Below are 20,618 nucleotides of genomic sequence, written 5' to 3' on the forward strand. Positions count from 1 at the left end.
TTTTTTTTTTATCCCCCTGGCTGTGGGTTAATTTACGCATGCCCCGCCCTGGTGCCCGGGGGTTCACCCCGGGGGGCCCGGGGGGGGGGGGGGGGCGCCCCGGGGGGGGGGGGGCCCCCCCACGGTACTGGGCCAGCCGACCACCGGGAAGCCATCCACCCGGACGCCCTCGACGAAGGACCGCGACGCATCCGGGGCTAAGCCGAGGAGCGGGCCGCAGAGGGTGCTTCGTGGCTACCAGGCGTGCCAGAGTGCGTCGTGGCGGTGGCGGACCGGGGGGATGTCCGCGCCGGCGAGGTCGTGGCCGGCGCGGTGCAGTCCACGGATCCGCTGGGCGTCGAGCCGGCCCCGGAGGCGGGCCCGGCCTTCGGCCGTGGCGATCTCGGTGGAGAAGTACCCCGTCCTGCAGTCGAGCACCTGCCACTGCCAGGAGGTGATCCGGCGGCGCGTCTTCTTGGGGGCGGGGCGGCGGCCTTCGCGGGCGGCCCGGGCCAGTTCGGCGCGGGTGTAGCGCAGGTCGTACAAGGACATGGAGTGCGATGCGCCTTCTTGGACGCGGAGTTGTCGGGGAGTCGTGCGGACGGTTCGGGACATCAGGGGCCTCCGTAGGGCCCTCCGGGCTCTCCAGAGGTACCTACGGCGGGTGCGAATCGGTCAGCACGAATCAGCCTCCAGCGGTCGGGGCGGCCTACCCGGCAGCACAATAGTCACGAGGAGGCGTGGAGGCTTCAGGTTTTCCGCCCGCCCCCCGCTGCGAGGTCGAGGCGCTCCAAGGGCCCTCACGTTGGCCCAGCGCATCAAGCAGACCGGGCGGCCCTGCGTGCTCCGCAGGCCGCCCGGCAAGAAACGCTTCAGGAACCGGCCGGAAAGTCGCCGGCCTGGACGCCCGCAACGAAGGACTGCCACGCCTCAGCGGTGAAAGCGAGAGCCGGCCCGTGAGGATCCTTGCTGTCCCGCACCGGAACCACGCCGGTGACGCCATCGGCCACCTCGACGCAGTCGCCACCAGAGGGATTGCTGTAGCTGCTCTTGTGCCAGTTCATACTCCGTACCCTTCTGTCATCAGCTTCTGCATCCAGGAGACGGAGTCCTCCGGAGTCATCGCCAACGACGTTAGCTGGTTGAAGACAGTCTCATGCCGAAGGATGTCGGCCTCCTTCTCGATGTAGAGGCTGCTGCTGACCGACTCGCAGTAGACGACCTCGCCCGGCACGTCCGAGAAGGAAAGTATGCGGAAATTCGTCCCCATCGCCGCGTGAGCACCCACGCTGAACGGAAGCACCTGGATGGTGATGTTGGGCAATTGCGAAGTCGTAACCAGGTGGCCGACCTGCTCCGTCATGACGTGAGCGCCCCCGACCACGCGTCGAAGGACGGCCTCGGAGAGCACAGCGTGAACGGCTAGTGGTTCTGGACTCCGGACGAGCTCTTGGCGTTGCAGCCTGAGCTTCACCCGCCGTTCGATGGCTTGGTCACCGTTCCGCTCCGACCGGAAGGCCCGAAATACCTCGCGTGCGTAGTCGGCGGTCTGAAACAGCCCAGGAATCAACTCGGACTCATAGGAGCGAATCCGCGCGGCGTCGGCCTCAAGGCCCACGTAGGTCTGGAACCAGTCCGGCAGGGTGTCCGCGTAGTCGTGCCACCAGCCGCGCTGCGTGCTGCGGCGGGTCAGCGAGATGAACTGCCGCAACTCGGCCTCGTCGCTGACGCCGTACAGTTCGAGCATCGCGCGAATGTCTGATTCCTTCAGGGTCGTCTGACCCGACTCGATCCGCGACACCTTGGTTGCACTGAAGCCGAGTTCGTCCGCAACGGACTTGGCCTGACGCCCGGTCCGTTCGCGCAATCGTCGCAGCTCGGAGCCGAGCCTACGGCGCAGCACGGTTGGACTGTCCACGCTCGTCGCTCCCTCTTGGTTGACGTCGGGTCACAGTCTGCCACCTCCCTTGGCGGTCACAAGAATCTTGCGACTCCGCGCAATTGCGTGATGGCGCGCTTGCACAATGAAGCCATTGCAGAGCATGCTACAGGGAGTAGTCCTTCAGGTCTCTTGAGTGACTGATCCTGACCTGCTGCCGGGCATCCCTATGCCTCCACATGGCTTCAAACTCCGCACCTGGAAGGTGGATTCGCCATGTCCTGCCACTCCTCCACCACCTGGCTGCCGCGCAGCCGCCGCTCCCCCGGCGAGGGGCGCTCCCTCCTCGCCTCGCTCCTCGCCTCCACCCCCGCCGGTGAGCCGTACCGCGACTCCGGGCTCCTGATCGTCTCGGAGCTCGTCACCAACGCCCTCGTCCACGGGACGCCGCCCGGCCACCGCATCTACCTCTCCCTCGACCTCGACCCCGCCCGCCTCCGCATCGAGGTGCACGACGCCCGGCGGAACCGCGAACCGGTCCTGCGCGCCCTCACCCTCGACGGCGAGGCCGGACGCGGCCTCCACCTCGTCAAGTCCCTCTCCAACCGGACGGGTTGCTCCCCGCGCGAGCACACCGGCAAGATCGTCTGGTCGGAGGTGACCGCGTGAGGGCCGATCACGACGTCCTCGTGGAGATCCCGGACCACCAGCCGCCCGCCGTCCACACCCTCAGCGACGACCTCCTGCGCCGGCTCTGGGACTCGGTCCGCTACCGCCCGATGTCCCGCTTCCAGCACTACGCCCTGGAGCGCCGCCTCACCGGCCCCTGCGCCCGGCGCGACATCATCCGCGACCTCGCCGACGAACCCGTCCTCGTCATCCCCGCCGGCGACCGCGAGATCCGCATCAGCTGGGCCAACCCCGCCCAGCGGCCCACGTGATCGGCCACGTGGGCTGCTGATGCCCGGACCGCCGCCTCGGCACCGGCCGGTCCACTGCCCGCTCCACTTCGACGACGGCCGCGTCGCCGCCCGCCGCGAGAAGTCGGCCGATCCGACTTCTCGCGCCCCTCCGCGCCGACGCGCCGCGTCAGAAGTCAGGCCGGCGCCCCGCCTACAGCCACCCCCTCCGGGCGGCCTGCACCCCCGCCTGAAAACGGGTGGTGGCCCCCAGGTGCGCCAGCAGGGTGGAGACCCGCCGCACCACCGTGCGCCGTCCCAGCCCCAGCCGGCGGGCGATCGCGTCGTCCGTCGCGCCTCCGGCCATCAACGTGAGGATCCGCCGGTCGCGTTCGTCGATGCGCGGGTCGACGCCGGCCATGGAGGCGGGCACGGCCAGGCGCCACAGCGTCTCGAAGACCGCGCTCAGCGCGTTCAGCAGCCCGGACGGCCGGATCAGCAGCGAGACGACGCCCGGCCCGTCGTCGGCGCGCAGCGTGACGATGGCCAGGTCGTCGTCCCCGATGGCAAGTTTGAGCGGCGGCTCGTCCAGTGTCCGCGCCTGCTCGCCCGCCTCGATCATCCGGGCCATGTTGGGCCCGGCCACCGGGTCCTGGAACGCGCACCCCTGGTAGATGGCGCGGTAGACGACGCCCGCGGCCATCCGGCGGCGCTGCAGCACCTCCTGGTCGAGGTAGTGGGCGCGGCTGCCGGAGTACGGCGGCACGTCGATGACCCGCACCTGGTGGCGGGCGGCGAGTTGGAGGCGGTGGCTGGCGGCCAGCACCTCGGACGGGTCGTCGACGACCTCCAGCGCGCCGTAGCTGCCGGTGTCGCGGCGGGCGAAGCGGTAGAGCCGTTCCAGTTCGGCGCCGGCCCGGCGGGCGGCGGCCTGGCGCAGCGCGTCGTGCTGCAGCACCGCCTCGACCACCCGGGCGGGCGGCAGGGCCTCCCAGGCGTGGTCGCGGTCGTCGGCGCTGTCGGTGGTGTCGAAGGCCACCGCGACGCCCTCGTCGGCGAGGTCGCGGAGCACGGCGAGGACGGCCTCCTCGTCCAGGCCCGCCTCCCGTGCCAGTTCGGGTACGCGGGCGCGCGGCCGGCCGACCAGGCAGTGGTAGACGCGGCCGCGTTCGGAGTCCGGTTCCAGTACGTCGTGCACGACACCCCCCAATGTCACGGTGTACTCCGCCCCTCGTACCCGCCCCGGGCGGAGCCGGGGGAGCCTACCCGCAGCGGCGGCGCACATGCGCCGGTGGCCCAGGTGCGCCACCGGGGGCTCTGGCGTCCGGGCGGGGCCCCTGGCAAGAGTTGACGGCGATCAGTCATACGACGGAAGACACGACGGAAGGCCGAGGACGCCCATGCCCCCTGCCCGGCTCCGGCGCGCCCGCGCGGTTCTCGCCGCCCTGGCCGCCTGCCTGCTCCCGCTCGCCGCACCCGCCGCACCCGCGTCCGCCTCGGCAACCGCCTCCGTACGGGCCGGGGCAGGGGCCGACGCGCCGCCACCGCTGACCGACGGCTTCGGCCTCACCCAGGTCGGCGCCGCCACCGGCAGCGCCACCAACTTCGTCATCACCGTCACCACCCCGCAGGTCGCCGGACCGCACACCATCCGCATCCTGCTGCCCGCCGACTACGCGTCCCGGCCGGACAAGCGCTACCCGGTGCTGTACTTCCTGCACGGCGCCTCGGACAACCCGAGCGACCCGGCGCTGGCCTACCCCGCGCTGACCGCCGCCCAGTCGATGATCACCGTCATCCCGGACGGCGGCCTGCGCGGCTGGTACGCCGACTGGCTCGACCAGGGCACCGCCGCCGGCGCGCAGAACTGGGAGACCTTCCACCTCACCCAGGTCCTCCCGTTCGTCGACGCCAACCTGCGCACCCGCACCGACCGCGCCCACCGGGCCGTCGGCGGGCTGTCCATGGGCGGTTTCGGCGCCCTGCACTACGCCCAGGACCGCCCCGACCTGTTCGGCCAGGTCCTCACCATGTCCGGCGCCAACGACCTGTCCACCGACGAGATGATCATCCGCGGTGCCGTGGTCGCCACCCTGGTCAACGCCGGCACCGTGCTCTGCGGCCCCAGCGACGGCCACCCCTGCGGCCTGGACTTCGGCCCCACCGTCTCCAGCGACGCGATCTTCGGCAGCCCGTACCCGGTGTTCAACGCCGACTGGCGCTGGAACGCCGCCGACCCCGTCGCGCGTGCCGCCGTGCTCGACCACACCGGCATCGCCGTCTACACCGGCAACGGCAACAACAGCCCCGGCGACATGGAGTTCTGGGCCGAGGGCACCGCCAAGCGCCTCAAGCAGCGCCTGGACGCGCTCGGCCTGCCGTACCGCTTCACCGACTACGGCGACGGCACCGGCTGGGGCGCCGACTGCCACGGCGGCCACACCGCGGGCTGCTGGGCGCAGGACCTCGTGGACTACGTCCCGCGCCTGGAGGCGGCCTTCGCCGCCGCCTCCTGACCTCTGACCTCCTCTCCCCACCCTCTCCCCCGACGAAAGGACACCCCTTGCCCACCCTGCCCCTCGGACGCACCGCGCCCTGGCTGCGCCTGCTCGCGGCCCTCCTGGTGACCTGTTGCGCCGCCCTGGGCCTGGCCGCCGCCCCCGCCCGCGCCGCCGCGCCCGCGCCGGGCGCCCCGCTCGCCGCCTGCGCCTCGCCGCAGCAGTGCCTGACCATCAAGTCGCTCAGCAACGGGCGCCAACTCGACGTCCAGAACGGCAACATGGGCGACGGCGCCTACATCGTCACCAACTCCGCCCCCGGCTACCACCAGTCCTGGCGGCTGAACGTCGACCCCTCGGACTACACCTTCACCATCGTCAACAACGACACCGGCAAGTGCATCGACCTGGCCTTCCTCACCCCGGCCCTGCGCCAGCAGACCTGCGCCGGACAGGCCAGCCAGCGCTGGTTCCTCCAGCCCGCGCCCGGCGGCGGCGACGCGTTCATGATCCGCCACGCCGGCGACAACACCTGCCTGGACCTGCTGCTCGGCGGCAACTACGACGACGCCTGGACCGACCAGTACGCCTGCAACGGCACCGCCAACCAGCAGTGGGCCACCGGCTTCGCCCAGGCCGCCCGCAACCTGGCCGTCGACCACGCCGCCAAGCAGTGCCAGAAGAACATCTCCGCCTGCTCCTGGGCCACGAAGAGCGAGGCCCCCGCCGCACCGCTGCCGCGGGTGTGCGCCTCCGCGATCTGGTTCAACAACACCAGCAGCACCGTCCAGCAGTCCTTCGCGGTCACCGACACCAGCGGCTGGTCCAACACCATCGGCACCGAGCTGGGCAGCGACATCGGCGGCGGCGCCGAAGGAGTGTTCAAGGCCTCGGTCAAGACCGGCATCAGCTTCCAGAACGTCTGGAGCGGCTCGCGCAGCGTCAACAACTCCGTCACCGTCACCGTCCCGCAGCAGCAGTACGGCTGGGTGACGCTCGCCGAGCTCGCCCGCAAGGTCACCGGCACCTGGACCTTCGACGCCCAGGGCTTCCCGTGGACCGCCGACGACACCATCACCATCCCGGTCACCTCCGACCCCAACGGCGGCGCCACCCTCTACATCGCCAACACCAGCGCGACGTTCAACAGCTGCTCCTGACACCGCGCCCGCTCCACGGCCGCCGCCCGCGCACCGCGCCGGGCGGCGGCTTCGCGTTTCCGCCGGCCGGACGGGAGGGCCGGCGGGCTGCGGGTCAGGACTGCTCGATCTCCACGGAGGTGATCACCACGTCCTCGACCGGGCGCTCGTCCTCGGTCGGGGCGGCGGCGATCGCGTCGACCACGGCCTTGGAGGCGGCGTCGGCGACCTGGCCGAAGATGCTGTGCTTGCGGTTGAGGTGGGCGGGGGTGCCCACCGTGATGAAGAACTGCGAGCCGTTGGTGCCCGGGCCGGCGTTGGCCATCGCGAGCAGGTACGGCTTGGTGAAGAACAGCTCCGGGTGGAACTCGTCCGCGAAGGCGTAGCCCGGGCCGCCGGTGCCGGTGCCGGTCGGGTCGCCGCCCTGGATCATGAAGCCCTTGATCACCCGGTGGAACAGCGTGCCGTCGTAGTACGGGCCCTGGCCCGGCTCGCCGGTGCGCGGGTCGGTGTATTCCCGGGTGCCCTCGGCGAGTTCGGCGAAGTTGCGGACCGTCTTCGGCGCGTGGAACGGGAACAGCTCCAGGCGGATCGGGCCCGCCGTGGTGTGCAGGGTGGCGAACCGGGCAGTGGCCACGGTGACTCCTCGGGGTACGGCTGACGGGTGGGTGGCGGGTGGTTCTGGTCGGTACGGTTCCCGTACGACCGGTACGGTGACCTGGGCCGTTCGGCACCCGCATCCTGGCACAGCGTCCGGCCTCGTGGCCGAACCGGGTGGGACGGTCCGCACGTCCTACCAGGCAGTAGGGCGTCGAGGGAAAGGCGGGTGGCCGTGATGGTCGGTGCGGTTCTGGTGGGGATTCTGGTCCTGGTGGTCGCGGGGTGCGGCTGCGTGGTGTGGGCCGACCGCGGCGGGCCGCGCTGGACCCGGGCGGCCGCCGCCCTCACCCTCGGCGCCGGGAAGGCGCTGCGCGGCGCACAGCGCCGCCGGCGCCGCCAGGTGGGCTTCAACGGCGGGGACAACGGCGGGGACGGTGGCGGGGACGGCAGCTGAGCCGTCGTCCTCCGGGCGGGACCGGCGCCGGGCCGTCTTCGAGGCGGCGCGCCAGCCGCCGCGTCGGCCGGGGGCGGGGTGCCGGGCTGCCTGGCGATCGGACGGCCCTGACCGCTGAACGCGAGCGCGTCCCCGGCCGCCGCCCGGGTGGGCGGTGGACGGGGACGCGAGGGGGTGTCAGCCCCCGGGTTCTGCTTCCGGGTTCTGCTCCCGGGTGTCAGCTCTCGGTGGAGCGGCGGCGGGCGGCCACGACCAGCGCCGCGCCCGCGGCGAGGGCCGCGGCGGCGCCGCCGGCCTCCCAGCCGAGCCCGTCGGTGCCGGTGGCGGCGAGCGCGCCGGAACCGGTGGTGCCGGTGGTGCCGCCGCCCGTACGGGTGCCGGTCCCGGTGCCGGTGGTGAGGCCGGCCGGCTGCACGGTCTGCGGCTGCTGCCCGGTGCCACCGGTGCCCGCGCCCGTCCCCGTACCGCTGCCCGCGCCGTTGCCCTGCTTGGCCGCCGCGGCCTGGTCCTCGGCCTGGGCCTTGGCCCAGCCGTCCTTGAGGAAGGCCAGGAGGTCCGCGTAGCTGCCCTCGTAGGCGGCCATGGCGGCCTTCTTCACCGCGGGGCCGCCGGTCTCGATGATCTGGGAGACCTTCAGCCGGTTGTCGCTGAAGCGCAGGTTCGGCAGCTCGACGGTCAGGAAGCGCCGCACGTCCTCGGCGTTGCCGTCCATGGCCTTCTGGGCGGCCGCGGCGGTGTGCGGGCCGGTCTCCTTGTCGGCGATGACACGCAGCACCTCGACCCGGTCGTCCTCGAACTGGGCTTTGGCGAAGCCCTCGTTGAGGAAGGCCTCGACGGCCGCGTCGGTGCCGGCGTCCAGCGCCTTGCCGGCCGCCTCGCGCACGCCCGGGCCGCCCTGCTCCATGAGCTGGCTGAGCTTGACCCGGTTGTCGTCGCTGCGCAGCCTGGGCAGCTTGGTCGTCAGGAAGGTCCGCAGGTCGGCCGCGCCGCCCTTGAGGGCCTGCTCGGCGCCCTCGCGCACGCCGGGGCCGGTCTTGGGGTCGGCCACCAGGGCCTCGACCTTGGCGCGGTCCTCGTCCTCGGCGCGGGCGGCGTACTGGCCGGTCGCCAGGAAGTCGAGGACGTCCTGGTAGCTGCCGTTCAGCGCCACGGCGGCGGCGAGGCGCAGCGCGGGGTCGGCCCCTTCGGCGCCGTCGGCGATCCGGGTGAGGCGCAGCAGGTTGTCGGGCTGCTGCTTCTCGGCGAGTTCGACCTCGAGGAAGTGGCGCAGCTCGGCGGCGCCGCCCTTGAGGGCCTTCTCGGCGGCCTCGCGGACCTTGGGGCCGGTGAGCGGGTCGGCGAGGATGGCCGCGACCTTGGCGCGGTCCTCGTCCTCGGCGCGGGCGGCGTACTGGCCGGTGGTCAGGAACGCGGTGATGTCCTCGTCGGTGCCGCGGAGGGCGGCCTTGGCGGCCGCCTTCACGGCCGGGCCGCCGACGGCGTAGATCTGGGAGACCCGGACCTGGTTGTCGATCCTGGTCTGCTCGTCGAACTCGACGTCCAGGAAGTGGCGCAGTTCGGCGGCGCCGCCCTTGAGGGCCTTCTCGGCCGCCTCGCGCACGCCGACGCCGCTCTTCGGGTCGGCGAGGATGCGCTTGACCTCGGCGCGGTCGCGCTGCTCCTGGCCGTCGGCCTGGGGCGCGGTGTCCTTGGCGGAGTCGGAGCCGGTGTCGGGGCCGGAGACGCCGGTCGGCTTGGGGGTGTCGGTGGCCGAGGCCGTGGTGGGGAAGAGGACGGCGGGGGCCAGAACGGCGGCCGCGACGACGGCGGACACCCGGGGCAGCTTCATCTTGAGCAAGACCTGCTTTGTACGAAGGATCATGAAACGCCAACAGCATAGATCTACTTTTACGACTGCCATACCAATTATTTGCCGAATCTCCCATTCCCCCCACCCGGCTACAAATCGCACCGCGCACCGCCCGTCCGGGGCCACCACTAGGGTGTGGCGGATGAGCTTCCACCTGGTCGTCGGACACGGGCCCGCCGGGGCCGCCACCGCCCGCCTGCTGGCCGAACAGGGCCACGAGGTCCGGGTCGCCACCCGTACCGGACGCCCCGCAGGGCCGGCCGTCCCCGGCGTCGAGCACCTCGCCCTGGACGCGAGCGACCCCGCGGCGCTGGCGCGGGCCGCCCGCGGTGCCGTCGCCGTCCACGGCTGCGCCGCGCCGCCGCTGCCGCAGTGGGCGCGGCTCTGGCCGGCGCTGAGCGCCTCGCTGTGCGCGGCGGCCGAGGAGAGCGGCGCGGTGCTGGTCATGCTCGGCAACCTGTACGGCTACGGGCCGGTGGCGGGGCCGATGACCGAGGACCTGCCACTCGCCGCGACCGGCCCCAAGGGGCGGGTGCGGGCGGCGGCCTGGGAGCGGGCGCGGGCACTGCACGAGGCCGGGCGGATCCGGGCGGTGGAGGTACGGGCCTCGGACTTCTTCGGCCCCGGCGTCACCGACGGCGGCCACCTGGCCGCGCGGGTGCTGCCCAACCTGCTCAAGGGCCGCCCGGTCGCGACGCTCGGCGACCCGGACGCCCCGCACAGCTGGACCTACCTGCCGGACGTGGCCCGGGCGATGGCCGAACTCGCGGGCGAGGAGCGGGCCTGGGGCCGGGCCTGGCACGTGCCCACCGCCCCTCCCCTGTCGGTGCGCGCGATGGTCGAGCGGCTGGCCGCCGAGGCCGGCGGCGGCCCGGTCGCGGTGCGCCGCCTGCCCGCGGCAGCGCTGGCCGTGGCGGGGCTGTTCTCCCCGCTGCTGCGCGAACTGCGGGAGACGCGCTACCAGTTCGACCGGCCGTTCACGGTGGACTGCTCCGCCTACGAGGCCGCGTTCACGGTGCGCGCCACGCCGCTGGAGGAGCAGCTGCGGGCCACGGTCGCCTGGTGGCGCGAGCGCGACGGCCGGTGACGGACGGGAACGCCGGTCACCGGCGGGGGCGGGCGCCTCGCCCGCATCGCTCCGTACCCGTCCTTCCTCGTCCGTTCACCGGACACGGAGGCCCTGCGTCCGTAGGATTCCGTCCGTGGCCAAACGACGTGAGGTTGAGCGGGAAGTCCTGGGTTCCATAGGCGAGTTGGCGTCCTCCGGGTTACCCGCGGCCGCGCTGTTCCGCGAGCTGCACACCCTGCTGCTGGAACCGCTCGGCTACGACGGCGGCTGCTGGCACGGCAACGACCCGGTCACCGGGTTCCCCACCTCCACCGTCGCCGACGGCCTGGACCCCGCCCAGTTCGAGCAGGCCGTGCACCTGGAGCTCCAGGGCGAGGACTCCACCACCTTCACCGCGATCCGCACCGCCGGCCACCGGGCGCAGACCGTCGACCGGGCCACCGACGGCCGCCCCGAACGCAGCGTCCGCTACCGGGAGTTGCTCAACCCCTGCGGATACGGCGACGAGCTGCGGATCAACTTCGATGTGGGCGGCGGCCGTTGGGGCTCCGCGGCGTTCATGCGCGAACGCGCCCGCGGCCGCTACGACCTGCCCGACCTGCGCCTGGCCGAACGCGTCGCCGCCCCGATCGGCGCCGCCCTGCGCGACACCCACCTCGCCGCCCTGCGCGGCGCCCGCCCCCTGCCGCCCGCCCCCGCCCCGGCCGTCGCCATCCTGGACCGGTACGGGCGGCTGCGCTCGGCGGACGCGGCGGCCCGCGAACTGATCGGACGGATGGCCGAACCCACCGCCCACACCGGCGGGGTGCCCAGCGGCTTCCTCACCGTCGCCCGCCAGGCCGCCCGCTGCGGCGGCCCCGCCGAGGTGCGGGTGTGCACCCCCGACGGCCAGTGGCTGTCCCTGCACGCCTCCCCGCTGGACGGCCGGCGCGGCGGCGTCGCCGTCGTCGCCTCCCCGGCCTCCCCCGTCCAGCGCCTGCCGCTGGCGATCCTCGCCCACGGCCTGTCCCCGCGCGAACAGGAGGTCGCCCTGCACGCGGTGCGCGGCGCCAGCACGAAGGACATCGCCGCGCTGCTCCACCTGACCGTGCCCACCGTCCAGCAGCACGTCACCGCCATCCTCCACAAGACCGGCGTCCGCTCCCGCCGCGAACTCGTCGCCCTCCTGATGGCCGACCACCTCCCCACCCTCGGCCTGCCGCCGCGGTAGCGGACGCACGCGGCTCCGGCCCGGGCCGGCCGCTACCCCGCCCGCCAGTGGACGAAGCGGGGCGGCTCCTCGCCCCAGGCGACGACGGCGCCGACGGGGCTCGGGCCGACCGCCCCGGAGACCACCCCGTGGAGGAACCCGACCATGCCCGGGCCGAAGACCCGGGGCGCGCCCCCGTCGCGGTCCAGGACCAGGACCGCCCACGCGTCGGGGTCGTCGCCGACCGTCAGCCAGGCCAGCGTGTCGGCGGTGCAGGACGCTCCCCAGGCGACGATCTGCCCGGCGGAGCGCACCTCGCCGGTGGGCTCGCCTTCCTCCTCGAAGAGCAGGCGCGCCTCCTCCGTCATGCCGCGCATGCCCGGCTGCGGGGCGTCCGGCGGCATCAGCTCGTCGGGGGCGAACACGGCGAGGGACCGGTCGATCTCCCCCGCCCCGTACCGCGCGACGAACTCGACGTAGTCGCGCGGGAACCGCAGACCCCACGCCGACTCGACCACCGCCCAGTCACCGGATTCACCGGCCCCCTCGGGCGGGGGCATGAGCTCCAGAAGCCCGCTGATGTCGGTTGTGTGCACCGTCGTTCCCTCTCGTGTTCTCCCGCGCCCCCGGCTACGGCTGCGCGTCGCGGCGCCTGCTAGCATCCGCGCGGTTCGGCGGCATGATCATAGGAAGAACAGGGAGGGGTCCAGATGCGGGACGGCTCGACAGTGGCAGCGGACGGCGAGGTGACGCGCCGTCGGCGGCGGTCACTGGGCATCGCGGCGGGGGTGTGCGTCCTCGGGGCGGCCGGGATCGGCGTGGCACTGCTGGCCGCGTCCCCGGGCGGCGCCTCGGCCGGGCCGGGCGGCCAGGCGAGCCCTGCCGCCTCGGCCAGTCCTTCGGCGAGCGCCTCGACCGCTCCCTCGCCCGGCGCCCCGGCGGAGAGCTCTGCTCCGGTTCCGGCGGAGGCTCCGGCCCCGGCGAGCACCGACCCCGACCCCGCCGAGACGGTGGTCCCGGTCGCCGCGACGCAGGACGCCGGGACGGAGCCGCCCGCCCAGCCGGCCACCTCCCGCCCCCGGCCCCCGGCCGCGCCCACCACGCTGGCCCCGCCCGCCGCACCGGCCGCCCGGTCGAAGGCCCCGGCCGCACCGGCCGCCAAGCCGTCCCCCGACTGGACCGTCCCGCCGAGGCCGGAGCTGCCCGCGCCACCCGCGCCGGGGCCGACGAACGCCCACTGCCCGCCCTTTCAGGCGATGACGTACGACGGCTGCCGGCCGATCGGCCCGGTCATCACGCTCCCTCCCGTGGTGCGGCCGACCGGCTGACCCCGAGGCCACCGGCGTCCCGGCCCCCGTCGGCGCGCGTTGTCGCAGGTGGGAGCTAGGGTTCGGCCCGTGAACGTTCCCAAGGTCATCCCGATCGGCTACCAGCCCGACTACCGCACCCGCACCATCGGGCGGTGCGAGGGCGGCCAGTTCTACGCGACCGTCGTCGCGGCCTACCGCGAGGGCTGGAGCGGCGACGACTGGCAGCCGCAGAAGCGCTGGCACGCCGTCCTCCACCGCTTCGACGAGGCCGGCCGCCACCTGGGCTCGCGCATCGAGTTCACCGGCACGACGGCAGACGGCGAGCAGCAGGCGATCGGCGCAGCCCGGCGGCTGCTGGAGCAGTGGCTGGACGCCCTGCCGGGGCGGCACTACCAGGACATCGCCATCGCGCCCTTCGACGTCCGCTTCGAAGGCGCCCTGTTCGGCCTGGTCCTGGAGGTGGACGAGGAAGAGGAGGACGAGGAGGACGGCGTCTGGATGGAGCTCCACCCGGACGGCCTGGCCTTCTCCGCCCCCTGGAACGGCTGCTACGACACCTGAGCACGGGCGGCCCCCATGGCCGGTTCCTCGCTAGGCTCGGCGGTGCCGGGTCTCCGGGGCCTCCGGGGCCCGCGGGGGTGTCCTGCGGGAAGGCGGGGTGTGCGCATGCTCGGGTACGACGCGGACGGGTTCGTGCGGGACGGGGTGCCGCACCGGGTGGTGGCCGGGGCGGTGCACTACTTCCGGGTGCACCCGCGGCTGTGGGAGGACCGGCTGCGGCGGGTGCGGGCGCTGGGCGTGAACACGGTGGACACCTACGTCCCGTGGAACTTCCACGAACTGCCCGACGGGACGGTGGACTTCACCGGCTGGCGGGACGTGGCCCGGTTCGTGCGGCTGGCCGGCGGCCTGGGCCTGGACGTGATCCTGCGCCCCGGCCCGTACATCTGCGCGGAGTGGGAGTTCGGCGGGCTGCCCGCCCGGCTGCTCGCGGTGGACGGGCTGCGGTTGCGCTGCGCGGACCCGGCGTACCTGGCCGAGGTGGACGGCTGGTTCGACGCGCTGGCGCCCGAGCTGCTGCCGCTGCTGGCGAGCCGGGGCGGGCCGGTGGTGGCGGTGCAGGTGGAAAACGAGTACGGCAGCTACGGCGACGACGCCGCCTACCTCGCCCACCTGCGCGACGGCCTGGTGCGGCGCGGCGTGGACTGCCTGCTGTTCACCGCCGACGGCGCCCACGACACCATGCAGCAGGGCGGCGCCATCCCCGGCCACCTCGCCACCGCCACCTTCGGCTCCCGCGCGCCCGAGCGCCTCGCGGTGCTCCGCCGCCACCAGGGCGAAGGCCCGCTGACCGCCATGGAGTTCTGGATCGGCTGGTTCGACCAGTGGGGCCTGCCGCACCACGTCCGCGACCCCAAGGAGGCCGCCGCCTCGCTCGACGAACTCCTCGCCACCGGCGCCTCCGTCAGCCTCTACATGGCGCACGGCGGCACCAGCTTCGGCCTGTGGTCCGGCGCCAACCACTCCGGCGCCCACCCGCTGGACGCCGGCTACGAGCCGACCGTCACCAGCTACGACTACGACGCGCCGATCGGCGAGGCCGGCGAGCTGACCGAGAAGTTCCACGCCCTGCGCGAGGTCATCGGCCGCTACCTGCCCTTGCCGGACGGCGAACTGCCCGCCCCCGTACCCCGGGTGGCGCCGCAGCGGCTGGAGCGCGCGCACGGGCGGGCGCCCCTGGCCGAGGCCCTGGACGCGCTGTCGCGGCCGCGCCGGCACGCCGCACCGCTGCCGATGGAACAGGTCGGGCAGGATCGCGGCCTGATCCACTACCGCACCCGCGTGCCCGGGCCGCGCCCCGAACTGCCGCTGCGCATCGACGGGTTGGCCGACCGGGCGCAGGTCTTCGCGGACGGCCGCCCGCTCGGAACGCTGGAGCGCAACTCCCCCGGCGCGACCCTGCCGCTGGCCACCGGGCCCGACGGCGTCGTGCTGGACATCCTGGTCGAGGCACTGGGCCGGGTGAACTACGGCCCGCAGATGGACGACCGCAAGGGCATCACCCGCGGCGTCTCGCACGGCCACCAACGGCTCTTCGACTGGCAGATCCGCCCCCTGCCGCTGACCGACCTGTCCGCCCTGCGCTTCACCGACGACGCCGGGGTACGCGACGGGGAACCGGCCTTCCACCGCTTCACCGCCGAACTCCCCTCCCCCGCCGACGCGTTCATCGCCCTGCCCCACTGGGGCCGCGGACTGCTCTGGCTCAACGGCTTCCTGCTCGGCCGCCACTGCGCCGCCGGCCCCCAGCGCACCCTCTACGCCCCCGCCCCGCTGTGGCGGGCCGGCGCCAACGAACTGGTCGTCCTGGAACTCGAACGCCACGGCACGGCGGTGGAGTTGCGCGACGCACCGGACCTCGGCCCGGTCACACCGGCCCCCAGCTCCGAGTACTGACCGGCCCGGGCCCGCCGGCCACTCCCCGACGCGGGACGTCGGACCCGCCGACTTCCTGCTCCGCCACGACACGGTGACGCGAGGCTTGCTATGGGCACCGACGACCATGGTGCCTCGGGGGCTCGCCGGCTGCACGAAGTCCTGGCGGGGATCGATCCCGTCCTGCGCCCCGCGTAGGCCCGGCGCGGTCACAGCACTCCGGCACCCGTCAGGCCCCGCTCAGACCCCGATCAGGTGCAGCGAGGCCCACAGGGCCAGGACCGCGGCGGTGAGGGTGGCCGGGACGGCGAGCAGGCCGAGGCGGGTGAACTCGCGCAGGTCCACCGGTACGCCGCGGTCGCGGACGATGCCGCGCCACAGCAGGGTGGCCAGCGAGCCGGCGTAGCTGAGGTTGGGGCCGATGTTCACCCCGAGCAGGACCGCGAGGACGGCGCCGGGCCCGACGGGGGCGGCCAGCGGCACCAGGGCGAGGGTGGCGGGCAGGTTGTTGATGACGTTGGCGAGGACGGCGGCCAGGGCGGCGGTGGCGAGCAGGGCGGGCAGCGCGGTGCCGGACGGGACGAGGTGGGCGAGGCCGGCGGCCAGGCCGTTGTCGACGACCGCGCGCACCACGATGCCCAGGGCGAGGACGAACGCCAGGAACGGCAGGGCGGCCGAGCGCACCACCGTCGCGGGGGTGGCGTGGCCGCGGGCCAGGGCGCGGGCGGCCAGGACGGTGGCGCCGGCGGCCGCCGCCCAGGCCGGGTTGACGTCCAGCGCGGAGGCGAGGACGAACCCGGCGAGCGTGCAGCCGACGGTGGCCAGGGCGAAGACCGGCATGGCGGGGGCCGGTCCGGTCTCGGGGGTCTCGGCCGGGGCGGCGTCCAGGTCGGCGGCGAAGCAGCGGCGCAGCACCAGGTACTCGACGCCGACCGCCGCCAGCCACGGCAGTGTCATGAGGGCGGCGAAGCGGCCGAAGCTCAGGCCGCTGGCGGTGAAGGCGAGCAGGTTGGTCAGGTTGGAGACGGGCAGCAGCAGCGAGGCCGTGTTCGACAGGTGGGCGCAGGCGTACAGGTGCGGTGCGGGCCGGGCGCCGAGGCGGGCGGCGGTGGCCAGGACGACGGGGGTGAGCAGGACGACGGTGGCGTCCAGGCTGAGCACGGCGGTGACGACCGAGGCGACGGTGAACACCTGGACCAGCAGGCGGCGCGGGCGTCCGGCGGCGCTGCGCGCCATCCAGGCCCCGCAGGCGCGGAACAGTCCCTCGTCGTCGCAGAGCTTGGCCAGGACCAGGACGGCGGCCAGGAAGCCGATCACCGGTCCGAGGCGGGCGGCTTCGGCGGTGGCGTGCTCCAGCGGGACGGCGCCGGTCGCCACCAGCAGGGCGGCGGCCGGCACGGCGACGACGGCCTCCGGCCAGCCCCAGGGCCGGGCGACGGCGCAGACCAGGACGAGCACCAGGAGTCCTGCGGACAGGGCTTCGGCGCAGGCGGTGTTCAGGGCGTGCTCCTCGGGGGGGGGGTGGTGCGGTCGGTGCTCGCGCTCGGTTCGCGGCCCGGCGCAGCATGCCACACCGGCGGCGCTCGGCCGCCGGGCGGGTCCGGGGGGCCGGGGACGTCGGCCCCCCCGGGCCCGTACCCCCCGGGGTCAGGTCAGTCCCACCAGAAGGACCACTGGTGGGCGCCCACCAGCTGCTCGGCGTAGGCGGTGAGGGTGCCGGTGCCCTGGAAGACGAGGTCGGGGCAGAAGGCGGTGTGCTCGGCGGCCAGCGGGAGCGCCTCGGCGAGCGTGGCGGGCGGCACGGGGACGCTCAACTCCAGGGTGGCGAAGCCGACTTCGACCACCTGGGCACCGAAGCGGCGTTCCCAGTCGGCGAGCACGGCGGCGATCCTGCCGGTGCCGGCGTGGTTCGCCGGGCCGCCCCAGCCGCAGACCGTCAGCGCCTCGGCGCCGCTGCCGGCCCGCACCAGGCCGAGGCGGACGTCCTTGACGGAGCCCAGCACCTCGGCCAGTTCCCGGGCCTCGGTGCCGGCGGCGCCGTCGGGCACGGTGGCGGTGGGGGCGGGGCCGGGCCAGACGCGGCCGTAGGGGGCCAGGGCCTCGTCCAGGATCCCGGCGTCCTCGCTCACGTCCTCGCTCGCGTCCCCGTCCTCGTCCTCGTCGACCTGCCTCCACCAGCCGCGCAGCAGCGCCTGCGGGTCGTAGCGGGAGGGCTCGGAGGCCTCGGCCGGGTACAGCTCGCCGGACAGCCAGGGCCGGTAGTCGTCGTCGGTGTGGTCCAGTGGGCTGAGCAGCAGCGGCCACAGGCCGGTCTGCGGGTGGGCGCGGTGCAGCTGCCGCCACAGCCCGGCGGGCGCGGGGTCGTCGCTGATCCACAGCAGCGGCTCCCGCCCGTCCTCCTCGGTGACCAGTCGGCCGGGCGGCAGGTCGACGGGCAGGGCGGCGAGGGCGGCGGCGAGGTCCGGGTGCTCGATCATGCGGCCCACCGTAGGGGCGGGCACCGACAGCGCCCGGCGGCGGGCGCCCCGTCAGGACCAGGGCAGTGCGGCCCGCGTGCGCCAGTAGGCCTCGGCGGGCTCGGCCATGGGCGCGAGGGCGGCGAGGTCCTCGGGGGTGGGGCGCAGGTGGGTGGCGGCGAGGTTGGAGGTGAGCTGGTCGGGGGTGGCGGCGCCGGAGAGGACGGTGTCGGCCCAGGGCTGGGCAGCGGCCGCGGCCAGGGCGAGGGCGTCGGCGGTCGCGCCGGTGTGCTGTGCGAGGGTGCGCAGGGCGGTGGTGTCGGGGCCGGTGGCGTTGCGGCCGGCCAGGCGGCCGTTGGCCATGGCCTCCTTGACGACGACGAGCCAGCCGGCCGCGTGGGCCTCGGCGAGGGCGGGGGCGGCGGAGGTCTCCAGCAGGTTCCAGGTGGCCTGGACGGCGGTGAACAGCGGTCGGCCGTCGGCGGTGACGGCGAGGGCCCGGCGGATGGTGTCGGCCTGGGCGGGGCCGCTGGTGGACAGGCCGACCCGCACGCCGTCGGCGGCGAGGGCGGCGAGGCGCCGGTGCAGGGCGGGGTCGGTGAGGGCGGGGCTGTCGGGGGTGACGGAGTGGACGAGGTAGACGTCCAGGTGGTCGCCGAGCAGGGCGCGGGTCTCGTGGATCTGGCGGTCGTAGACGGCCGTCGAGTGCTCCTTGACCTCGTGTGCGGCGACTCCGCTGGTCCGCCAGTCGGCGGTGTAGGTGTAGCCCCACTTGCTGCCGACCGTCACCTCGGCGGCGGCCCGGGGGTGTTCGGCGAGCCACTGGCCGAGGAACTCCTCGGCGCGGCCGTAGGAGCGGGCGGTGTCGAGGTAGCGGACGCCGGCGGCGTACGCGGCGTCGAGCAGGGTGTGGGTGCGGGCGCGCAGGGCGTCGACGGTGCGGTCGGCGGGCAGGTCGGTGTCGCGCCCGAGGTTGATGTAGCCGGGCCGGCCGACGGCCGCCGTGCCCAGGCCGAGGCGCGCGGGGTGCGGGCGCGCGGCGGGGGCGGGGGTTGCGGTGGCGGCGGGGTCGGTCGGCATGGCGGGCTCTCCTCGGGCGCGACGGTTCTCACCTGGGACTTTAGCCGCGTGGTGGTGCCGGGCCGTCAGCCGGCGGCGATGGTGGCGCGGATCCAGGGGGCGTAGGCGGGCACGTCGGTGTACAGGCCGGGGCCGCCCGCGCAGGGCACGCCGGGGGCGCCGGGGCCGGAGGTGGCGCCGACCAGTTCCCAGCGGCCGCCGCGGCCGCGCTGGATCTGGGGGCCGCCGGAGTCGCCGAAGCAGGCCATGGCCTGCGGGACGCGGCTGAGCGTGCACAGGCGGGTGGGGTCGGCGTAGCCGGGGGCGCAGTCGGCCGGTGCGCCGATGCGGCTGGGCAGTTCCTGGAGGCGGTCGGGGAAGACCATCTGCTGGTAGTCCTGGGTGTCGACGACGGTGCCGAAGCCGAGCAGCCGGGTGGGGGTGCCGGGGGTGCCGGGGTGGTCGGCGATGCGGATGGGCTGCCCGGCGGCGGGGCGGTCCAGGCGGACGAGGGCGAGGTCGTCGTGGTTGGGGCGGGTGGCGCCGTCGCCGAAGCCGAAGCCGGGGTGGACGACGACGCGCTCGACGTTCCGTACGCTGCCGCCGGTGTCGCGGTGGGCGCTGCCGATGCGCACGGTGCCCTTGAGGGTGACGCCGGTGTCCTCGGTGCCCACCACGCAGTGGGCGGCGGTCAGCACCCACTGGCGGTCGATCAGGGTGCCGCCGCAGGCGCCGTCGGCGAGTTGCTTCGCGCTCAGCGGGAGGGTGGTCATGAAGGGGTAACGCTCGGTGGAGTCACGGCCGTTGACGATCGCGGAGGCGCTACCGCTCATGGCGGTGGCGCCCAGCGCGGCGGCCAGGGCGGCGACGGCGGCGACCCGGGCGCCGCGGCGGCGGGAGGCGGGCTCGCCGGCGGTCGTACGGGCGGCGGTGGTACGGGTGGCGGTGCGGACGGTCGTGCGGAACGACACGGGTGACGGCCTTTCGGTCGGTCGGCTGGTGCGGATACGACCAGTCAACTCGGCGCCCGCCCGCCGCAACACCCGGCCAGCGGGCCGCTCCGGCCTGGGGGTAGCCCCCGGACCCGGCGTCGGGCTACCGGGTGGCCCGCCCGTACTCCCGCGGCGACGGCGACGGCAGCGGGGGGACGCCGGTCGGGGCGACGCTCTGCTCCAGGCGCAGCACGAAGTTGACGTAGCCGAGCGGCTTGCCCGGCCAGTGGCGGTCGTTGCTGGTGAGCAACTGGCTGCGCAGGCCGTCGTGTTCGGTGACCGGACCGGGGGTGGTGCGCAGGTTGGGCTGCCAGGTGCGGCCCCGCGGGCGGTGTTCCAGGGACAGCGTCCAGCTCTCCTCGTCGACCGCGATCGTGGCGCCGACCCGCCCCGGCAGCATCCGCAGTCCGTACGCGCCGCGCACGACCGCCCGCTGGTCGAAGTCGGCGCTCGTGCCGACCACGGTGATCCGCCATGCGCCGTGGAACCTGAGCACGCCTGCCTCCTCGCGCCGCGGCGCCCGCTCCGGCAGCGGGCGCCCCGTCCACGTCTACGGTCCCGGTCCGCCGTCGGGCTCAACCCGGGGCGGGCGCGACCGCCGGATTCTGCACGGGACGGTCGGCGGAGGGCGGGAAGGCGTGGACCGGCTCGCGTCGGCGGGTCCGGCTCGTACGGCGGGTCCGGCGGGTCCGGCGCGCGGGCGGATTCCCTCATGCCCGTTTTATTCCGGTTCGCGAAGTCCGCGAATAAGGAAAACGGTCGGCGACGGCGGGCGGACATGGGCCGGGGCCCGTACCGCCTGTGCGGTAC

The 20,618-nt window shown here is 74.6% G+C and carries 22 protein-coding genes; 10 read left to right on the plus strand and 12 right to left on the minus strand.

Annotated elements, in window-relative coordinates; genetic code table 11:
• Positions 1-234 precede the first annotated feature (234 nt).
• From ACFRQN_RS14135 to ACFRQN_RS14145, 3 genes are all read right to left on the minus strand, one after another.
• Positions 235-531 carry a hypothetical protein gene (locus tag ACFRQN_RS14135; protein WP_380740518.1) on the minus strand — a complete coding sequence of 99 codons (297 nt, stop codon included), beginning with the start codon at positions 529-531 and terminating at the stop codon, positions 235-237.
• 320 nt (positions 532-851) lie between these two features.
• Positions 852-1,043, minus strand: coding sequence for a DUF397 domain-containing protein (locus tag ACFRQN_RS14140; protein WP_074001038.1), 192 nt, complete (start codon positions 1,041-1,043; stop codon positions 852-854).
• A complete protein-coding gene (locus ACFRQN_RS14145) occupies positions 1,040-1,897 on the minus strand; it encodes a helix-turn-helix domain-containing protein (protein ID WP_375876274.1) in 858 nt (285 codons plus the stop codon). Before ACFRQN_RS14145 ends, ACFRQN_RS14140 begins: the two co-directional genes overlap by 4 nt.
• Before the next feature lie 237 nt (positions 1,898-2,134).
• Between ACFRQN_RS14145 and ACFRQN_RS14150 the strand changes: the two genes are divergently transcribed.
• Positions 2,135-2,527, plus strand: a complete 393-nt coding sequence (locus ACFRQN_RS14150; RefSeq protein WP_380740521.1) for an ATP-binding protein — start codon at positions 2,135-2,137, stop codon at positions 2,525-2,527.
• Entirely contained in the window at positions 2,524-2,799 is a 276-nt protein-coding gene (locus ACFRQN_RS14155; protein ID WP_380740523.1) for a hypothetical protein, read from the plus strand. The genes ACFRQN_RS14150 and ACFRQN_RS14155 overlap by 4 nt, the downstream gene beginning before the upstream one ends.
• Before the next feature lie 172 nt (positions 2,800-2,971).
• Here ACFRQN_RS14155 and ACFRQN_RS14160 read toward each other — a convergent pair whose 3' ends face one another.
• The gene (locus tag ACFRQN_RS14160; RefSeq protein WP_380740525.1) at positions 2,972-3,955 is read right to left on the minus strand and encodes a hypothetical protein; all 984 of its coding nucleotides are present in this window, start codon (positions 3,953-3,955) and stop codon (positions 2,972-2,974) included.
• A 202-nt stretch (positions 3,956-4,157) separates the two neighbouring features.
• Between ACFRQN_RS14160 and ACFRQN_RS14165 the strand changes: the two genes are divergently transcribed.
• Positions 4,158-5,273 carry an alpha/beta hydrolase gene (locus ACFRQN_RS14165; RefSeq protein WP_380740527.1) on the plus strand — a complete coding sequence of 372 codons (1,116 nt, stop codon included), beginning with the start codon at positions 4,158-4,160 and terminating at the stop codon, positions 5,271-5,273.
• A gap of 47 nt (positions 5,274-5,320) precedes the next feature.
• Positions 5,321-6,415 carry an RICIN domain-containing protein gene (locus ACFRQN_RS14170; protein WP_380740529.1) on the plus strand — a complete coding sequence of 365 codons (1,095 nt, stop codon included), beginning with the start codon at positions 5,321-5,323 and terminating at the stop codon, positions 6,413-6,415.
• A 94-nt stretch (positions 6,416-6,509) separates the two neighbouring features.
• On the opposite strand, the gene ACFRQN_RS14175 is transcribed toward ACFRQN_RS14170, so the two are convergent.
• Positions 6,510-7,031, minus strand: coding sequence for a peptidylprolyl isomerase (locus ACFRQN_RS14175; protein WP_074001044.1), 522 nt, complete (start codon positions 7,029-7,031; stop codon positions 6,510-6,512).
• A 216-nt stretch (positions 7,032-7,247) separates the two neighbouring features.
• Here ACFRQN_RS14175 and ACFRQN_RS14180 point away from each other — a divergent pair, with 216 nt between their 5' ends.
• Complete coding sequence (locus tag ACFRQN_RS14180) at positions 7,248-7,448, plus strand: hypothetical protein (protein ID WP_380740531.1); 201 nt, start codon at positions 7,248-7,250, stop codon at positions 7,446-7,448.
• A 217-nt stretch (positions 7,449-7,665) separates the two neighbouring features.
• Here the strand turns inward: ACFRQN_RS14180 and ACFRQN_RS14185 are convergent, their stop codons facing one another.
• Entirely contained in the window at positions 7,666-9,276 is a 1,611-nt protein-coding gene (locus ACFRQN_RS14185) for an ALF repeat-containing protein (protein WP_380740553.1), read from the minus strand.
• A 163-nt stretch (positions 9,277-9,439) separates the two neighbouring features.
• On the opposite strand from ACFRQN_RS14185, the gene ACFRQN_RS14190 reads away from it, so the two are divergent.
• Both ACFRQN_RS14190 and ACFRQN_RS14195 read left to right on the plus strand, forming a co-directional pair.
• Positions 9,440-10,384, plus strand: coding sequence for an NAD-dependent epimerase/dehydratase family protein (locus ACFRQN_RS14190; protein ID WP_380740533.1), 945 nt, complete (start codon positions 9,440-9,442; stop codon positions 10,382-10,384).
• A 115-nt stretch (positions 10,385-10,499) separates the two neighbouring features.
• Positions 10,500-11,576: a response regulator transcription factor gene (locus ACFRQN_RS14195; RefSeq protein WP_380740535.1), complete on the plus strand. Its 1,077-nt coding sequence runs from the start codon at positions 10,500-10,502 to the stop codon at positions 11,574-11,576.
• Positions 11,577-11,608: 32 nt separating this feature from the next.
• Here the strand turns inward: ACFRQN_RS14195 and ACFRQN_RS14200 are convergent, their stop codons facing one another.
• Complete coding sequence (locus ACFRQN_RS14200) at positions 11,609-12,151, minus strand: hypothetical protein (RefSeq protein ID WP_380740537.1); 543 nt, start codon at positions 12,149-12,151, stop codon at positions 11,609-11,611.
• A 114-nt stretch (positions 12,152-12,265) separates the two neighbouring features.
• Here ACFRQN_RS14200 and ACFRQN_RS14205 point away from each other — a divergent pair, with 114 nt between their 5' ends.
• The 3 genes from ACFRQN_RS14205 (at position 12,266) to ACFRQN_RS14215 (ending at position 15,322) form a co-directional block, all read left to right on the plus strand.
• Positions 12,266-12,883, plus strand: a complete 618-nt coding sequence (locus ACFRQN_RS14205) for a hypothetical protein (protein ID WP_380740539.1) — start codon at positions 12,266-12,268, stop codon at positions 12,881-12,883.
• Between the two features lie 69 nt (positions 12,884-12,952).
• Positions 12,953-13,426 (plus strand): hypothetical protein, encoded by a 474-nt coding sequence (locus ACFRQN_RS14210; protein ID WP_074001051.1) that lies wholly within the window; start codon positions 12,953-12,955, stop codon positions 13,424-13,426.
• 105 nt (positions 13,427-13,531) lie between these two features.
• Positions 13,532-15,322 carry a beta-galactosidase family protein gene (locus ACFRQN_RS14215; protein ID WP_380740541.1) on the plus strand — a complete coding sequence of 597 codons (1,791 nt, stop codon included), beginning with the start codon at positions 13,532-13,534 and terminating at the stop codon, positions 15,320-15,322.
• Between the two features lie 219 nt (positions 15,323-15,541).
• Here ACFRQN_RS14215 and ACFRQN_RS14220 read toward each other — a convergent pair whose 3' ends face one another.
• The 5 genes from ACFRQN_RS14220 to ACFRQN_RS14240 all read right to left on the minus strand — a co-directional run bounded on the left by ACFRQN_RS14220 (position 15,542) and on the right by ACFRQN_RS14240 (position 20,304).
• The gene (locus ACFRQN_RS14220; protein WP_380740555.1) at positions 15,542-16,801 is read right to left on the minus strand and encodes an SLC13 family permease; all 1,260 of its coding nucleotides are present in this window, start codon (positions 16,799-16,801) and stop codon (positions 15,542-15,544) included.
• 152 nt (positions 16,802-16,953) lie between these two features.
• Positions 16,954-17,778, minus strand: coding sequence for a DUF4253 domain-containing protein (locus ACFRQN_RS14225; RefSeq protein WP_380740543.1), 825 nt, complete (start codon positions 17,776-17,778; stop codon positions 16,954-16,956).
• Positions 17,779-17,829: 51 nt separating this feature from the next.
• Positions 17,830-18,837, minus strand: a complete 1,008-nt coding sequence (locus ACFRQN_RS14230) for an aldo/keto reductase (RefSeq protein ID WP_380740545.1) — start codon at positions 18,835-18,837, stop codon at positions 17,830-17,832.
• Between the two features lie 65 nt (positions 18,838-18,902).
• Entirely contained in the window at positions 18,903-19,787 is an 885-nt protein-coding gene (locus ACFRQN_RS14235; RefSeq protein ID WP_380740547.1) for a S1 family peptidase, read from the minus strand.
• Positions 19,788-19,911: 124 nt separating this feature from the next.
• Positions 19,912-20,304 carry a hypothetical protein gene (locus ACFRQN_RS14240; protein ID WP_380740549.1) on the minus strand — a complete coding sequence of 131 codons (393 nt, stop codon included), beginning with the start codon at positions 20,302-20,304 and terminating at the stop codon, positions 19,912-19,914.
• Positions 20,305-20,618: the final 314 nt, after the last annotated feature.

Origin of the sequence: Kitasatospora sp. NPDC056800 (assembly GCF_042789775.1) — a bacterium.
GTDB lineage: Bacteria > Actinomycetota > Actinomycetes > Streptomycetales > Streptomycetaceae > Kitasatospora.

Coding starts and splice junctions, on each gene's coding strand:
- ACFRQN_RS14165 (WP_380740527.1), top strand. CDS start 4,158: ATGCCCCCTGCCCGGCTCCGGCGCGCCCGCGCGGTTCTCGCCGCCCTG.
- ACFRQN_RS14140 (WP_074001038.1), bottom strand. CDS start 1,043: ATGAACTGGCACAAGAGCAGCTACAGCAATCCCTCTGGTGGCGACTGC.
- ACFRQN_RS14190 (WP_380740533.1), top strand. CDS start 9,440: ATGAGCTTCCACCTGGTCGTCGGACACGGGCCCGCCGGGGCCGCCACC.
- ACFRQN_RS14230 (WP_380740545.1), bottom strand. CDS start 18,837: ATGCCGACCGACCCCGCCGCCACCGCAACCCCCGCCCCCGCCGCGCGC.
- ACFRQN_RS14150 (WP_380740521.1), top strand. CDS start 2,135: ATGTCCTGCCACTCCTCCACCACCTGGCTGCCGCGCAGCCGCCGCTCC.
- ACFRQN_RS14215 (WP_380740541.1), top strand. CDS start 13,532: ATGCTCGGGTACGACGCGGACGGGTTCGTGCGGGACGGGGTGCCGCAC.
- ACFRQN_RS14185 (WP_380740553.1), bottom strand. CDS start 9,276: ATGAAGCTGCCCCGGGTGTCCGCCGTCGTCGCGGCCGCCGTTCTGGCC.
- ACFRQN_RS14225 (WP_380740543.1), bottom strand. CDS start 17,778: ATGATCGAGCACCCGGACCTCGCCGCCGCCCTCGCCGCCCTGCCCGTC.
- ACFRQN_RS14205 (WP_380740539.1), top strand. CDS start 12,266: ATGCGGGACGGCTCGACAGTGGCAGCGGACGGCGAGGTGACGCGCCGT.
- ACFRQN_RS14135 (WP_380740518.1), bottom strand. CDS start 531: ATGTCCTTGTACGACCTGCGCTACACCCGCGCCGAACTGGCCCGGGCC.